This window comes from Streptomyces changanensis (genome assembly GCF_024600715.1).
GTDB lineage: Bacteria > Actinomycetota > Actinomycetes > Streptomycetales > Streptomycetaceae > Streptomyces > Streptomyces changanensis.
Genome location: NZ_CP102332.1, coordinates 1622829 through 1637599 on the forward strand (window position 1 = coordinate 1622829; position 14771 = coordinate 1637599).

General features: G+C 74.4%; 16 protein-coding genes and 1 riboswitch. Of the genes, 8 read left to right on the forward strand and 8 right to left on the reverse strand.

Annotated features, from left to right (window positions below):
* Positions 1 to 25: 25 nt before the first annotated feature.
* The 5 genes from NRO40_RS07145 to NRO40_RS07165 all read right to left on the reverse strand — a co-directional run bounded on the left by NRO40_RS07145 (position 26) and on the right by NRO40_RS07165 (position 4943).
* Positions 26 to 1048 (reverse strand): hypothetical protein, encoded by a 1023-nt coding sequence (locus NRO40_RS07145; protein WP_058941369.1) that lies wholly within the window; start codon positions 1046 to 1048, stop codon positions 26 to 28.
* Between the two features lie 51 nt (positions 1049 to 1099).
* Complete coding sequence (gene metF, locus NRO40_RS07150) at positions 1100 to 2014, reverse strand: methylenetetrahydrofolate reductase [NAD(P)H] (RefSeq protein WP_058941368.1); 915 nt, start codon at positions 2012 to 2014, stop codon at positions 1100 to 1102.
* 355 nt (positions 2015 to 2369) lie between these two features.
* Complete coding sequence (thiE, locus tag NRO40_RS07155) at positions 2370 to 3065, reverse strand: thiamine phosphate synthase (RefSeq protein WP_058941367.1); 696 nt, start codon at positions 3063 to 3065, stop codon at positions 2370 to 2372.
* Positions 3066 to 3195: 130 nt separating this feature from the next.
* The gene (locus NRO40_RS07160) at positions 3196 to 3561 is read right to left on the reverse strand and encodes an Rv2175c family DNA-binding protein (protein WP_058941366.1); all 366 of its coding nucleotides are present in this window, start codon (positions 3559 to 3561) and stop codon (positions 3196 to 3198) included.
* A gap of 128 nt (positions 3562 to 3689) precedes the next feature.
* On the reverse strand, positions 3690 to 4943 hold the full coding sequence (locus NRO40_RS07165) for an NAD(P)/FAD-dependent oxidoreductase (protein WP_058941390.1): 1254 nt from the start codon (positions 4941 to 4943) through the stop codon (positions 3690 to 3692).
* 208 nt (positions 4944 to 5151) lie between these two features.
* A riboswitch (TPP riboswitch) is annotated at positions 5152 to 5263 on the forward strand.
* Between NRO40_RS07165 and thiO the strand changes: the two genes are divergently transcribed.
* From thiO to NRO40_RS07195, 6 genes are all read left to right on the forward strand, one after another.
* On the forward strand, positions 5261 to 6562 hold the full coding sequence (gene thiO / locus NRO40_RS07170) for a glycine oxidase ThiO (RefSeq protein ID WP_079046925.1): 1302 nt from the start codon (positions 5261 to 5263) through the stop codon (positions 6560 to 6562). Its footprint overlaps the riboswitch before it by 3 nt.
* The gene (thiS, locus tag NRO40_RS07175) at positions 6559 to 6783 is read left to right on the forward strand and encodes a sulfur carrier protein ThiS (RefSeq protein ID WP_058941365.1); all 225 of its coding nucleotides are present in this window, start codon (positions 6559 to 6561) and stop codon (positions 6781 to 6783) included. The genes thiO and thiS overlap by 4 nt, the downstream gene beginning before the upstream one ends.
* A 3-nt stretch (positions 6784 to 6786) precedes the next feature.
* Positions 6787 to 7581, forward strand: a complete 795-nt coding sequence (locus NRO40_RS07180; protein WP_058941364.1) for a thiazole synthase — start codon at positions 6787 to 6789, stop codon at positions 7579 to 7581.
* A 132-nt stretch (positions 7582 to 7713) separates the two neighbouring features.
* The gene (pknB, locus tag NRO40_RS07185; protein ID WP_198549290.1) at positions 7714 to 9702 is read left to right on the forward strand and encodes a Stk1 family PASTA domain-containing Ser/Thr kinase; all 1989 of its coding nucleotides are present in this window, start codon (positions 7714 to 7716) and stop codon (positions 9700 to 9702) included.
* A gap of 9 nt (positions 9703 to 9711) precedes the next feature.
* On the forward strand, positions 9712 to 10560 hold the full coding sequence (locus NRO40_RS07190; RefSeq protein WP_058941363.1) for a deoxyribonuclease IV: 849 nt from the start codon (positions 9712 to 9714) through the stop codon (positions 10558 to 10560).
* A 195-nt stretch (positions 10561 to 10755) separates the two neighbouring features.
* Complete coding sequence (locus NRO40_RS07195) at positions 10756 to 11247, forward strand: DUF4396 domain-containing protein (RefSeq protein WP_058941362.1); 492 nt, start codon at positions 10756 to 10758, stop codon at positions 11245 to 11247.
* 29 nt (positions 11248 to 11276) lie between these two features.
* Here NRO40_RS07195 and NRO40_RS07200 read toward each other — a convergent pair whose 3' ends face one another.
* The gene (locus NRO40_RS07200; RefSeq protein ID WP_058941361.1) at positions 11277 to 11909 is read right to left on the reverse strand and encodes a sulfite oxidase-like oxidoreductase; all 633 of its coding nucleotides are present in this window, start codon (positions 11907 to 11909) and stop codon (positions 11277 to 11279) included.
* A 157-nt stretch (positions 11910 to 12066) separates the two neighbouring features.
* On the opposite strand from NRO40_RS07200, the gene bfr reads away from it, so the two are divergent.
* Positions 12067 to 12546 (forward strand): bacterioferritin, encoded by a 480-nt coding sequence (gene bfr, locus NRO40_RS07205; protein ID WP_058941360.1) that lies wholly within the window; start codon positions 12067 to 12069, stop codon positions 12544 to 12546.
* A 10-nt stretch (positions 12547 to 12556) separates the two neighbouring features.
* Here the strand turns inward: bfr and NRO40_RS07210 are convergent, their stop codons facing one another.
* The gene (locus NRO40_RS07210; protein WP_058941359.1) at positions 12557 to 12829 is read right to left on the reverse strand and encodes a (2Fe-2S)-binding protein; all 273 of its coding nucleotides are present in this window, start codon (positions 12827 to 12829) and stop codon (positions 12557 to 12559) included.
* A gap of 192 nt (positions 12830 to 13021) precedes the next feature.
* The gene (locus tag NRO40_RS07215) at positions 13022 to 14377 is read right to left on the reverse strand and encodes a class II 3-deoxy-7-phosphoheptulonate synthase (RefSeq protein WP_058941358.1); all 1356 of its coding nucleotides are present in this window, start codon (positions 14375 to 14377) and stop codon (positions 13022 to 13024) included.
* Positions 14378 to 14704: 327 nt separating this feature from the next.
* Here NRO40_RS07215 and NRO40_RS30740 point away from each other — a divergent pair, with 327 nt between their 5' ends.
* Complete coding sequence (locus tag NRO40_RS30740) at positions 14705 to 14761, forward strand: trp operon leader peptide (RefSeq protein WP_408057077.1); 57 nt, start codon at positions 14705 to 14707, stop codon at positions 14759 to 14761.
* Positions 14762 to 14771: the final 10 nt, after the last annotated feature.

Sequence of the window (14771 nt, forward strand, 5' to 3'; positions counted from 1 at the left end):
TCGGGGGCGGGCGGGCGGTGGCCGTTCAGTAGCGGTACTGCTGGCCGCCCTGGTCGTAGCCGTACGGCGACGGGGGCTCCTGCGGGGGCGGCGGCTGCTCGCCCTCGCGCTGCGGCGGGACCCAGACGCCACCGGGCGGGGTGTCCATGCCGTACTGGGCGGCGTAGGGGTCGGCGTAGGGCTGCCGGTCCCCGTATCCGTCGTAGCCGCCGTACGGCTGTCCCACGGGGGCGGTGGTGGTGCCGATGTACGGGTCGGAGTAGGCGGCGTACTGCTGCTGGTCGCCCGTGCCGTAGTCGTAGGCGTGGGCGTAGCCGCCCGTGCCGTAACCGGCCTGGCCGGTGGGACTGGCGTGGTCGCCGTGACCCGCGTGGTCGCTATGGCCCGCGTGGTTGTCGTGGCCCACGTGGTTGTCGTGGCCGGTGTAGCCGGTGTGGTCGCCCTGGTCCGTGTGGCCGGTGTAGCCGGTGTGGTCACCCTGGTCCGTGTGGCCGGTGTAGCCGGTGTGGTCACCCTGGTCCGTGTGGCCGGTGTAGCCGGTGTGGTCACCCTGGTCGGTCCCGCCGGTGGTGGGCGGCGCCTCGTGTGCGTGGGCGTGGGGGTTGTCCACGTCGTACACCCCGTACTCGCCGGTGTCGTCGGGCAGCGGCCGCAGCTCGTGCACCGGCGGCGCCTGCGGGACGGGCGGCACCTGCGCCTCCTCGTACGACAGGTCGCTGACCTCCAGCGTGGGGCCCTGGTCCCGGGCCGCCGCCCCGGTCCTGCGGCGGCGGCTCGCGCCGGGCCGGCCGCCGAGCGCCCACCCGGTGGAGAAGCCGCGCAGGAAGGAGAGCGTGACGTACGTCTGGCCGACGCCGAAGGCCACCGCTCCGGCGACGATCACCACGATCGAGGACACCAGCACGCCCGCGACGACCCCGAGGAAGCCGAAGAAGGCCAGCAGGCGCCACCTCAGCCGGGCCTTGTACTGCAGGAGCACTTCGCCCAGGAGCCAGAGCGCGACAACGCCGAACGCGATGTAGAGGACCGTCCACCAGGTCGAGTCCATGCCCGCCCCTCTCCTTCGGCCGCCGCCTCGGGACGTGACGGGTACGGCCGGTCAGGACTGCGGGTGCAGTCCGAGATTCTCGTAGATCTCGAGTGTCGCCGTGGAGTTGTTCAGCGTGATGAAGTGCAGTCCGGGCACACCTTCGGACAGCAGCCGCGCACAGAACTCCGTCGCGAACTCGATGCCCAAGGAGCGTACAGCGGCCGCGTCGTCCTTGACCGCGAGGATCCGTTCTTCGACGGCGGGCGGGAAGTGGGCGTTGCTGAGCTGGGGCAGCCGGGCGAGCTGCCGGACGGCCGTGACCGGCATGACCTCGGGGATGATCGGCGTGTCGCAGCCGGCTGCGGCGACCCGGTCGCGCAGACGCAGATACGCCTCCGGGTCGAAGAACATCTGGGTGATGGCGTAGTCGGCGCCGGCCCGGCACTTGTCCACGAAGTGGCGGACGTCGGTGTCCCAGTCCGTGGACCGGGGGTGCATCTCGGGGAACGCCGCGACGCCCACGCAGAAGTCGCCGGCCTCGCGGATGAGCCGGACGAGGTCGGCCGCGTAGTCCAGTCCCTCGGGGTGCGGCACCCACTCCCCCATCGGATCGCCGGGCGGGTCGCCGCGCAGGGCGAGGATGTTGCGGATCCCGGCGTCGGCGAACTGGCCGACCATGTTGCGCAGTTCCGCCACCGAGTGGCCGACGGCCGTGAGGTGGGCGACGGGCGTGAGCGTGGTGTCGGCGGCGATCTCCTGGGTCGCCTTCACCGTCCCGGCACGGGTGGAACCGCCGGCTCCGTACGTCACGGAGACGAAGCTGGGGGCCACCGCCTCGACCCGGCGCAGCGCGTTCCAGAGGTTCCGCTCGCCCTTCTCGGTCTTGGGCGCCCAGAACTCGAAGGAGTACGTGGTGCCGCCCGCGAGGAGATCGCGCACGGTGCGTGCGCGATCCGTCCTGGTGGAGGGTGTGCCAAGGGCCATACGGGCAGGTTAGCCACCGGGATCACCCTCACCCAACCGAGCCAGTACGTTTGGCCTGTTTTGTCGGATTACCGTCCACGCCTCGGACAGCCGTGATGGCAAAAGCCCTGTTTGGCAGGGGTTGCGTCTCGCATGCTGGACAGTGCGCTTCGCCGGGAACCGGCCAGCCCACGTCCGCGGGGGGCGCGGAGCACGCCGTGACGGACCCCGGAGACCCCCCGGGAGTCGCGGCGTCGACGGCCTGTCGGGCTCCGCCGGCGGCCCCGCGGTCGGGTGACCTGCGGGGGCTCCGCGGCGGCCTGCGCGGTCGGTGGCGTACGGGGCTCCGGCGGCGGCCCGGGCTGTCGGCGGCGCGCTAGGCGTCGGCGGTGTGCCGGGCGTCGGCGTGCCGGGGGTCCGCGGCGACGCGCTCGCGGATGCGGCGGGCGAGCGCGGCGGTGGCCTCCGCCGGGTCGTCTGCCTCGGTGACGGCGCGGACGACCACGATCCGGCGGGCCCCCGCGTCCAGGACCTCGTCGAGGTTCCCGGCGTCGATGCCGCCGATCGCGAACCACGGCCGGTCCTGGCCGAGGGAGGCGGCGTACCGCACGAGGCCGAGACCGGGCGCGTACCGGCCGGGCTTCGTCGGCGTCGGCCAGCACGGGCCGGTGCAGAAGTAGTCCACGCCGGGCTCGGCGACGGCCGCGTCGACCTCCGCCTCCGCGTGCGTGGACCGGCCGATCAGCACGTCGTCGCCGAGGAGGGCGCGGGCGGCGGGCACCGGCAGGTCCCCCTGGCCCAGGTGCAGCACGGCGGAGCCGGCCGCGTGCGCGACGTCGGCGCGGTCGTTCACGGCGAGGAGCCGGCCGTGGCGGCGGCAGGCGTCGGCGAAGACGGCGAGGTGCTCCAGCTCCTCCCCCGCCTCCATGCCCTTGTCGCGCAGCTGCACGACGTCCACCCCGGCGGCGAGGACGGCGTCGAGGAACTCGGGGAGGTCCCCCTGCCGCTTGCGGGCGTCCGTGCAGAGGTACAACCGGGCGGCGGACAGCGCGGCGCGGGCGGTGGTGGACATGAGGTGCTCCCCCCAGTGGGTGCGGCGGTGCGCCACCGCCGGGCCCGAGGGCCTGGCGGGCCCGGGGGCCGCCCCGGACCCAGGGGCCGGGCCGGCGCACCGCCGGGTGTCGATGGTGGTGGCTACGGGCTCAGACGGCGAGCGCCTGGGCGCGGCGCTTCACCTCCGTGCCGCGATTCTCCGCCAGGGCCTGGGCCGGCGTGCCCGGCAGGGAGGGGTCCGGCGTGAAGAGCCACTCCAGCATCTCCTCGTCGGTGAAGCCGTCGTCCCTCAGGAGCGTCAGGGTCCCGGACAGGCCCTTGACGACCTTGCCGTCCTGGATGAAGGCGGCCGGCACCTGCAGCGCCCGGTTCTCCCCGCGGCGTACGGCGATCAGCTGGCCCTCGTTGACGAGCTGCCGCACCCGTGTCACCTGGATGCCGAGGAGCTCGGCGATGTCGGGCAGGTACAGCCAGTCGGGGACGAGCGCATCGGTCTTCGCGTCAATCTCGGTCACACGACAAGCCTGCCATCCCGCGCTGACAGCCGGTACCCGGGTCCGGCCGTCCGGGGACGCGCGCCGCCGAACCGGTGCGGCGCGCGGGCCGTCGCCACGCGCTCGGACCCGGCGCCGGAGTGCCACCCCTAGGTCAGTACCGCCGACTTCAGCGGGACGGAGGCGTCCGCGACCAGCGCCGGGTCGAGCGGCTCGCCGGACTCGATGAGCCTGCGCCCCTGCGCCAGGTCGCGCGGCCGGCCCACGGCGAGCAGCGCGACGAGCGCGCCGTCGCGCAGCCAGGCCACCGCCCAGCCCGCGTCGGCGGGGTCGCCGCGGTGGACCGTCGTGTCGGCGGACGCGTGGTGGCCGGCGTACTGGACGAAGCGCCCGAACTGCTCCGACCAGAAGTACGGCACAGGGTCGTACGGCCGCGCCTGCGCGCCGGCGACGGCCGCGGCGACCGTGCGGGGCCCCTGGAGGGCGTTGTCCCAGTGGTGCACGAGCAGCCGCGTCCCGTACCGGGCCGACGGGAAGGAGGCGCAGTCGCCGACGGCGTACACGTCCGGCACGGAGGTGCGCAGGTGGTCGTCGGCGAGGACGGCGCCGTCGGGTCCGAGGTCGACGCCCGAACCGGCGAGCCAGCCCGTGGCCGGCCGGGCGCCGATGCCGACGACGACGGCCCCGGCGGGCAGGACGCGGCCGTCCTCCAGGACGACCTGGCCGGGCTCGACCCGGTCCACGCGCGCGCCGGTCAGCAGCTGGGCGCCGCTCTCCTCGTACCACTCGGCCATCGGCTCCGCCGCCTCGGCCGGGAGCGCGCCCGCCAGCGGGCGGTCGGCCGCCTCCACGACGGTGACGGCGCACCCCGCCCCGCGGGCCGCCGTGGCGAACTCCGCGCCGATCCAGCCGGCGCCGACGACCACCACGTCGTGCTGGTCGGCGAGGACGGGGCGCAGCCGCTCCGCGTCGTCGAGGGTGCGCAGCAGGTGGACGCCGGGGACGCCCTCGGAGCCGGGCAGCGTGACGGGCACGGCGCCGGTGGCGATGACCAGCACGTCGTACGGGACCGGGCCGGCCTCCGTGTCGAGTTCCCGGTCGGCGGGGCGCAGACCGCTGACCTCGACGCCGAGGCGCAGTTCGACGTCGAGCGCCTCGAAGTCCACCTCGAAGGCCGAGCCCTCGGCGGTGCCGAGGAGGAGGGCCTTGGAGAGCGGCGGCCGGTCGTAGGGCTGGTGGGGCTCGGCGCCGATGAGGACCACCGGTCCGGTGTGCCCCTGGTCCCGCAGCGCGACCGCGGTCTGCACCCCGGCCATCCCGGCGCCGACCACGACCACGCGCCGACCGCCCGTCGCGCCCGTACCGGCCACGCCCGCGGCGGCCGCCGGGTCGCTGCCCGCCATGACGGTGCCGGCCGGGCCGGCCCCCGCCGTGTCGGTGCCGGCCGGGTCCGTGCCGGCCGTGTCCGTCGCGTGCCCCTGCTGCTCCCGCTGCTGCTCGCTCACGCGATCACCTTACGCAGCGGGCCCACCGTCAGGAAGGCGCTCACGCCGACCCGTCGGCCACGGACTCCCTTACCGCCGCCCGGGACGGGGGGTTACCCTGGCCCCGCCAGAACATCGCGGGAGCCCGGCGCACCGGGCTGAGAGGGAGGCTGAGCGGCCTCCGACCGTACGAACCTGATCCGGGTCATGCCGGCGAAGGGAGGGGCTGGACGCCCATGTCACGCAGCACGCCTTCAGGCGGTACGCCGCCGGGCAGCACGCCTTCGGGCGGTACGCCGCCACACGGCACACCACCCGCACCCGGTACGCCTTCGGGCACCACGTCCGCCCGCAGCGCGCCCGTCCCCGGTACGGCTTCGCGCAGTGCGTCGGACGTCCTCGTCATCGGGGGCGGGATCATCGGCCTGGTCACGGCCTGGCGGGCCGCGCAGCGGGGCCTGCGCACCGCCGTGGCCGACCCGCGGCCCGGCGGCGGGGCCGCGCAGGTGGCGGCCGGGATGCTCGCCGCCGTCACGGAGCTGCACTACGGCGAGGAGACGCTGCTCGGCCTCAACCTCGCCTCGGCCGGGCGGTACCCGGACTTCGTCGCCGAGCTGGAGGCAGCCTCGGGGCTGGAGGTCGGCTTCCGCACGTGCGGCACGCTCGCCGTCGCGCTGGACGCCGACGACCGCGCCCACCTGCGGGAGCTGCACGCGCTCCAGCAGCGGTGCGGACTCGCGTCCGAGTGGCTGACCGGCCGCGAGTGCCGGCGCCTGGAGCCCATGCTGGCGCCCGCCGTGCGCGGCGGGCTGCGGGTGGACGGTGACCACCAGGTCGATCCCCGCCGGCTGTCCGCCGCGCTGGTGACCGCCTGCGAGCGGGCCGGGGTGGTCTTCCACCGCACCCGCGCGGTACGGCTGTCCACGGCGCGCGGGCGGGCCGCGGGCGCGGTCCTCGCGGACGGCACGGACGTGGTCGCGGAGCAGGTGGTGCTCGCGGCGGGCAGCCTCAGCGGGCGGCTCGACGGCGTGCCGGAGGCGGCGCTCCCGCCGGTGCGGCCGGTGAAGGGCCAGGTGCTGCGGCTGACGGTGCCCCCGGCGTACGCGCCGTTCCTGAACCGGTCGGTGCGGGCCGTCGTGCGCGGCAGCCACGTCTACCTCGTGCCCCGCGCCGACGGCGAACTCGTCGTGGGCGCGACCAGCGAGGAGCTGGGGTGGGACACGACGGTCACGGCGGGCGGCGTGTACGAGCTGCTGCGCGACGCCCACGAGCTGGTGCCGGGCATCACCGAGCTGCCGCTCACCGAGACGTGCGCCGGACTGCGGCCCGGATCGCCCGACAACGCGCCGCTACTGGGCCCGTCCGCGCTGCCCGGTCTGCACCTGGCGACCGGGCACTACCGCAACGGGGTCCTGCTGACCCCGGTCACCGGCGACGTGATGGGCGCGCTGCTGGCCACCGGGGAGCTGCCCGAGGTCGCCCGCGCGTTCACCCCCGCCCGCTTCGCCCCCGCCCCCGCCCCCGTAGGAGTGTCATGAGCCACCAGGCAGGCGGCGCCGTCACCGTGTCGGTGAACGGCGAGCCGCGCGAGCTGGCCGCCCCCCTCACCCTCGACGCCCTGGTCGCCACGCTCACGGCCGCCCCCTCGGGGGTGGCGGCCGCGGTCAACGAGACCGTCGTCCCGCGCGGCGCCTGGGCGGCGACGGCGCTCGCCGACGGCGACCGGGTCGAGGTCCTCACCGCCGTGCAGGGGGGCTGAGCCATGGCCGACGACCGTCTCACCATCGCCGGGACCCCCTTCGACTCCCGGCTGATCATGGGCACCGGCGGGGCTCCCAGCCTCGACGTGCTCGAACGGGCCCTCGTGGCCAGCGGTACGCAGCTCACGACCGTGGCGATGCGCCGCATCGACCCCACCGTGCACGGCTCGGTGCTGTCGGTGCTGACCCGGCTGGGCATCCGGGTGCTGCCGAACACCGCGGGCTGCTTCACGGCGGGCGAGGCCGTGCTGACGGCCCGCCTCGCGCGCGAGGCGCTCGGCACGGACTGGGTGAAGCTGGAGGTCGTGGCGGACGAGCGGACGCTTCTGCCGGACCCGATCGAGCTGCTGGAGGCGGCGGAGACGCTGGTCGACGACGGCTTCACGGTACTGCCGTACACCAATGACGACCCGGTCCTGGCACGGCGGCTGGAGGACGCCGGCTGTGCGGCGATCATGCCGCTGGGCTCGCCGATCGGGTCCGGGCTCGGCATCCGCAACCCGCACAACTTCCAGCTGATCGTGGAGCACGCGCGCGTGCCGGTGATCCTGGACGCGGGCGCCGGTACGGCGTCGGACGCGGCGCTGGCGATGGAGCTCGGCTGCGCGGCGGTGATGCTGGCGTCCGCGGTGACGCGGGCGCAGGAGCCGGTGCTGATGGCCGAGGCGATGCGGCACGCCGTGGAGGCCGGCCGGCTGGCGCACCGCGCCGGCCGGATCCCGCGCCGCCACTTCGCGCGGGCGTCCTCCCCCGTGGGCGGCCGGGCCGTCCTGGACCCGGAGCGGCCCGCGTTCTGAGCCGCCGGAGGGGTACCGCTCCCCCGCCCAGACCCCCTCCGACGTGCGGCGTGTCACAAGTCGGCTGCACGACGGCGCCGGTCATGTACAGGGCGACGGGAGGGGTCCCGGGGGGCTCGTAGACTCGGGCCCGTGGATACGACCCTTCACGACCCGCTCGCCGGCCGGCTGCTCGACGGCCGCTACCGGGTCGACGCGCGCGTCGCCGTCGGCGGCATGGCCACGGTGTACCGGGCCGTCGACACCCGCCTCGACCGGGTGCTCGCCCTCAAGGTGATGCACCCGGACCTGGCGACCGACGCGACGTTCGTGGAGCGGTTCATCCGCGAGGCCAAGTCCGTGGCGCGGCTCTCGCACCCGAACGTCGTCGGCGTCTTCGACCAGGGCGCCGACGGGGAGTACGTCTACCTGGCGATGGAGTACGTCGCCGGCTGCACCCTGCGCGACGTGCTGCGCGAGCGCGGAGCGCTGCCACCGCGCGCGGCGCTGGACATCCTGGAGCCGGTGCTCGCCGCGCTCGGGGCGGCGCACCGCGCCGGGTTCGTGCACCGCGACATGAAGCCGGAGAACGTCCTCATAGGTGACGACGGCCGGGTCAAGGTGGCGGACTTCGGCCTCGTCCGGGCCGTCGGCACGGCCACGAACACCACCGGCTCCGTCCTCGGCACCGTCTCGTACCTCGCCCCCGAGCAGATCGAGCACGGCACCGCCGACACCCGCGCCGACGTGTACGCGTGCGGCGTCGTGCTGTACGAGATGCTGACCGGCGGCAAGCCGCACGGCGGGGACACCCCCGCCCAGGTCCTCTACCAGCACCTGAACAACGACGTCCCCGCCCCCTCGGCCGCCGTCCCCGGCCTCGCGCCAAAGCTGGACGCGCTGGTGGCCGCCGCCACGGTGCGGGACGCGGGGCAGCGCCCGGACGACGCCGTGGCGCTCCTGGCGCTGGCCCGCGGGGCCCGCGCCGCGCTCGGCGAGGCGCAGCTCGACCTCGTACCGCCCGCGGCGCGCACGGCGGACGGCGCCGGCACGGGCCCGGACGGGGCGCCGGACGCGGGCACCGGCCCGGACGACGTCACGAGCGTCATCGCCCGGCCGTTCCCCACCGGCGACGACGTCCGCCACACCAGCCGTCTGGAGGTGCCGCCGGGCACGGGTACGGGCCGGCTGCCGCGCCCCGCGCCGCCCGTCGCGCGGCGCGGCGCCCTGGCCGCGGCCCTCGCCGGGCCCCGGCGCGGCCTCGTCGCGGCCCTGGCGGCCGTGCTGCTGGTCCTCGGGGTCGGCGCGGGCGTCTGGTACATCAACTCCGGCCAGTTCACGCGCGTGCCCACCACCGGCGTGCTCGGCAAGACCCGCGCGGAGGCCGAGCGGCGACTCTCGGACGAGGGCCTCGACGTCGGCTCGACCCGCGAGGACTTCAGCGGCGCCTTCGAGCGCGGCACCGTCATGGCCACCGACCCGGCGCCCGGCGAGCGGATCCGCGGCAGCGGCTCGGTCACCCTCGTCATCTCCCGCGGTCCGAGGATCGTCAAGGTGCCGGAGCTGGCGGGCGAGCCGCTCGCCGCCGCCAAGGAGAAGCTGCGTGCGGCCGGGCTGGCCGCGGGCGTGGTGACCGAGGCGTTCGACGCGGGCGTCGCGCGCGGCTCGGTGATCAGCAGCGACCCGCCGGCCGGGACGGAGAAGTCCCCGGACGCGGCCGTCGCGCTGGTCGTCAGCAAGGGCGCCCCGGTCGAGGTCCCCGGCGTGGTCGGGCAGCCGCTCGCCAAGGCCCGCGACACGCTCGTGGAGACCGGGTTCGAGGTGGTGCTCGCCAAGGAGGCCGTCCACTCCGCCCAGCCCGCCGGGTCCGTCGCCGCGCAGTCCCTGCCGGAGGGCGCCCGGGCGGCCGAGGGCGACACCGTCACGCTCACCCCCTCCAAGGGCCCGCGGGCGGTCGAGGTGCCCGACGTGACCGGGGACGACGTCGACGAGGCCGAGCGCCGGCTGGAGGAGGCGGGGTTCGAGGTCACGGTGGAGCGGAGCTTCCCGTTCCTCGGCGACACCGTGGCCTCCCAGTCCGTGCGCGGCGGGGCCACCGCACCGGAGGGCAGCACGATCACGCTCAAGACCAAGGGAATCTAGAGGCACCCCATGCGCAACCCCGTCGGGGGCCACGTCCCCGTGGCCGGCGGTCTGGCCGCCACCGGCCTCGCCGCCGCCCGTGAGATGGGCGCCGAGACCGTGCAGGTCTTCGTCGCCAACCCGCGCGGCTGGGCGACGCCCGCCGGCAACCCGGCGCAGGACGCCGCGTTCCGCGAGCACTGCGCCGCCGAGGGCATACCGGTGTACGTCCACGCCCCGTACCTGATCAACTTCGGCTCGCACACCGCGGCGACCGTGGAGCGGTCGGTGGAGTCCCTGCGCCACTCGCTGCGCCGGGGCCGCGCGATCGGCGCCCGGGGCGTCGTCGTGCACACCGGCTCGGCGACCGGCGGACGGCCCCGGGAGGAGGCGCTCGCCCAGGTGCGGGAGCACGTGCTGCCGCTGCTGGACGAGCTGACGCACGACGACGACCCGTTCCTGCTGCTGGAGTCGACCGCCGGGCAGGGGTCGTCGCTGTGCTCCATGACCTGGGACTTCGGCCCGTACTTCGAGGCGCTCGACGCCCATCCCCGGCTGGGCGTGTGCCTGGACACCTGCCACGCCTTCGCCGCGGGCCACGACCTGACCGGGACCGGCATGCACAAGACCCTGGACCTGCTGGTGGAGACGGTCGGTGAGGGGAGGCTGAAGCTGATCCACGCCAACGACTCCAAGGACGTCGCCGGCGCGCACAAGGACCGGCACGCCAACATCGGCGCCGGGCACATCGGCGACGAGCCCTTCCGGGAGCTGATGCGCCACCCGGCGACCGAGGGCGTACCGCTGGTCATCGAAACGCCGGGCCCCAGGGAGCAGCACGCGCGGGACGTGGCCCTGCTGAAGTCCCTGCGCGACTGAGCACCCGGCGCGGCCCCGCCCCGGCACCCGCCCCCTTCCCGAGGGGCGGCTCCGGCCTGGGAGGCATACGGTGTCGTGTACGGGCACGTCCCACGTGCGACGGCCCGACCGCCCGACCGCCATCCGCACCCGCCACCCGCCACCCGCCACCCGCCACCCGCCACCCGCCACCCGCCACCCGGCACGGGGCACACCATGGACCACACGCACCCCGCGGCGCACCGCGGACAGCACGCCCCCTCCGACGGCCCGGCCGACTGGGCGACGGCGACCCGGGCCACCCTGCACTGCCTCACCGGCTGTGCCTTCGGCGAGGTCCTCGGCATGGTCATCGGCACCGCCCTGGGCTGGGGCAACGCGCCGACCATGGCCCTCGCGATCGTCCTGGCGTTCTTCTTCGGCTACTCGTTGACGCTCGGGGCGGTCCTGCGGGCCGGGCTCGGCCTGCGGGCCGCCGTCGGCGTCGCGCTCGCCGCGGACACGCTGTCGATCACCGTCATGGAGGTCGTGGACAACGGCGTGCTGCTGCTGGTCCCGGGGGCGATGGACGCGCACCTGTCGGACGGGCTGTTCTGGGCGGCGCTGGCCTTCGCGTTCGCCGTCGCGTTCGCGGTCACCACGCCGGTCAACAGGTGGCTGATCGGTCGCGGCAGGGGCCACGCGGTGGTGCACCGCTACCACGGCTGACGGGCTCGGCCCGCCGCGCCCGGCGGGCGTCAGAGCTCGGGGCCGTCGCCCGGCTCCTCCTGGTAGGAGTAGCGCTGCTCCGCCCAGGGGTCGCCGACGTTGTGGTAGCCGCGCTCCTCCCAGAAGCCGCGGCGGTCGGCGGTCATGTACTCGACGCCGCGGACCCACTTGGGGCCCTTCCACGCGTACAGGTGGGGCACGATCAGCCGCAGCGGGAAGCCGTGCTCCGCGGTGAGGAGCTCACCGTCCTTGTGCGTGGCGAAGATGGTCCGCTCCGAGGCGAAGTCGGACAGCCGCATGTTGGCGCTGAAGCCGTACTCGGCCCACACCATCACGTGGGTCGCGTCGGGGGCCGGCGGGGCGAGCTCCAGGACGGTCCGCGCGGGAACGCCCCCCCATTCGGCCCCCACCATGCTGAACTTCGTGACGCAGTGCAGATCGGCCACGACGGTGGAGAAGGGGAGCGCGGAGAACTCCTCGTGGCTCCAGCAGTGCTTGCCGCCGCCCGCGGTGGCGCCGAAGACGCGGAACTCCCAGCGCTCGGGGCGGAACCGTGGGACGGGCCCGTAGTGGGTGACCGGCCAGCCGCGCTGCAGGCGCTGCCCGGGGGGAAGCGCGGACTCCCTTGCCGCCCGGTGTTCCTCGCTCTCCGGCTGACCCATGGCTCAATGGTGACAGACCGGGAGGGGTGGTCACGACCAGCGGCCGGGGCGATCCGGACAAGTCCCACTAAGCCTCCACTTACTGGACTGCCCTCCTCCACGGTGCGAGGATGCGCGCATCCCGCCCCCGTTCACACGCGTGGAAGGAGCCTCTGCGATGCAGGGCGACCCCGAGGTCATCGAGTTCCTGAACGAGCAGCTGACGGCCGAACTGACGGCGATCAACCAGTACTTCCTGCACGCCAAGATGCAGGAGAACTTCGGGTGGACGAAGCTGGCGAAGTACACCCGCGCGGAGTCCTTCGACGAGATGAAGCACGCGGAGGTGCTCACCGACCGGATCCTCTTCCTGGAGGGCCTGCCGAACTACCAGCGGCTGTTCCACGTCCGCGTGGGCCAGTCGGTGACGGAGATGTTCCAGGCGGACCGCGAGGTGGAGGTCGAGGCGATCGACCGCCTGAAGCGCGGCATCGACGTGATGCGCAGCAAGGGCGACATCACCTCGGCCAACATCTTCGAGTCGATCCTCGCCGACGAGGAGCACCACATCGACTACCTCGACACGCAGCTGGAGCTGGTGAGCAAGCTCGGCGAGGCGCTCTACCTGGCCCAGGCCATCGAGCAGCCCGAGGGCTAGCCCGTACGGCTCAGGCCGCCTCGGACACCGGGACCGGGGATCCGGTCGCGGTGGGGGCGGCGGCGAGCCCGGACAGCGCCGGCTCGCCCTGGTCCAGCAGGTCGCGTCGGGGGCAGGCACCCCGGCCGAGGATGGCCTGGATGCGACGTACGCAGGAACCGCAGTCGGTGCCGGCCTTGCAGGCCGAGGCGATCTGGCGCGGCGTGCAGGCGCCGGCGTCCGCGTGTTCCTTGACCTGCTTCTCGGTGATACCGAAGCACGAGCAGACGTACACGCGGGTCACCTCCCTGCAGGTTCGGGGCCTCGGCCGTCGAAAACGCCCCGCCCGGTCGGTGAGGCAAACCTAACCTTACCCATAGGGCAGGGGCCGCGAAAGTCCGGGAGACCCCGGAAAACGCGATGGGGCGCGGATCACATGGATCCGCGCCCCACCATGCCGTCAAGGCCGTTTCCGGCCATGATCAGCGACCTTCACTCACTGGGCGCGGTACATCTCCGCCACCAGGAAGGCCAGGTCCAGCGACTGGCTGCGGTTGAGCCGCGGGTCGCAGGCCGTCTCGTACCGCTGGTGCAGGTCGTCGACGAAGATCTCGTCGCCGCCGCCCACGCACTCGGTGACGTCGTCGCCGGTCAGCTCGACGTGGATGCCGCCCGGGTGCGTGCCCAGCGCCTTGTGGACCTCGAAGAAGCCCTTGACCTCGTCCAGGACGTCGTCGAAGCGGCGCGTCTTGTGGCCGGAGGCGGCCTCGAAGGTGTTGCCGTGCATCGGGTCGGTGACCCACACGACGGAGGCGCCCGACGCGGTGACCTTCTCGACGAGCTCGGGGAGCCGGTCGCGGACCTTGTCGGCGCCCATGCGGACGATGAAGGTCAGCCGACCGGGCTCGCGCTCCGGGTCCAGGCGGTCGATGTAGGTCAGCGCCTCGTCGACCGTCGTGGTCGGGCCCAGCTTGACGCCGACGGGGTTGCGGACCTTGGAGGCGAACTCGATGTGCGCGTGGTCGAGCTGGCGGGTGCGCTCACCGATCCACACCATGTGGCCGGACGTGTCGTACAGCTCGCCGGTGCGCGAGTCCACCCGGGTCAGGGCCGACTCGTAGTCGAGGAGCAGCGCCTCGTGGGAGGCGTAGAACTCGACCGTGCGGAACTCGGCCGGGTCCGTGCCGCACGCCTTCATGAAGTTCAGGGCGTCGTCGATCTCCCGGGCCAGCTGCTCATAGCGCTGACCGGACGGGGAGGACTTGACGAAGTCCTGGTTCCAGGCGTGCACCTGGCGCAGGTCGGCGTAGCCGCCGGTGGTGAAGGCGCGGACCAGGTTCAGCGTCGAGGCGGACGCCTGGTACATCCGCTTCAGCCGCTGCGGGTCCGGGACGCGCGACTCCTCGGTGAAGTCGAAGCCGTTCACCGAGTCGCCGCGGTAGGTCGGCAGGGTCACGCCGTCGCGGGTCTCGGTGGGCTTGGAGCGCGGCTTGGAGTACTGGCCGGCGATCCGCCCGACCTTCACGACGGGTACGGAGGCGGCGTACGTCAGGACGGCGCCCATCTGCAGCAGCGTCTTCAGCTTCGCCCGGATGTCCTCGGCCCCGACCGCGTCGAAGGACTCGGCGCAGTCGCCACCCTGGAGGAGGAACGCCTCGCCCCTGGCGACGGCTCCCAGCCGGGCGCGCAGCTGGTCGCACTCGCCGGCGAAGACGAGCGGCGGATAGGACTCGAGGTCGGCGATCACATCGCGCAGAGCCTCGGCATCCGGGTACTCGGGCTGCTGCGCCGCGGGCAGGTCTCGCCAGGTCGCCTTGGCGGCGACGGCGTGGGTGTCAGCGTTCACGGTCACCTCGACAACATTACGCGGTTCGCGCGGCCGTCCACGTCCCGGCTCAGGAAGTGAGACGAGACCTTCCACTCACCCGGATGCCGTAGGCGGGACCGGCGCGCGCGACACCTCCGGCGCGCTCCGGCTGTACCAGGGCACCGGCAGCGCCACCGCGCGGTTCGCGCCCGCACGGCGGTCGGCGGAGGCCGGCGGATCCACAACCTCTTCGTCCGACCGCCTGACCGGCCGGCCCCCGCCGGGGCCGGCGGCTCCGTCCGCGGCGCGCGGACCGGCCCGTCCACCAGGACGGCCCGCGTGGCCGCGCGCGGATGCGCTAGGGTCGGCGCCATGTTCGCGCAGACGACCCGGAACTGGTGGTGGACCGCTCAATCGGCGGCCCACTGACGACGCGCGC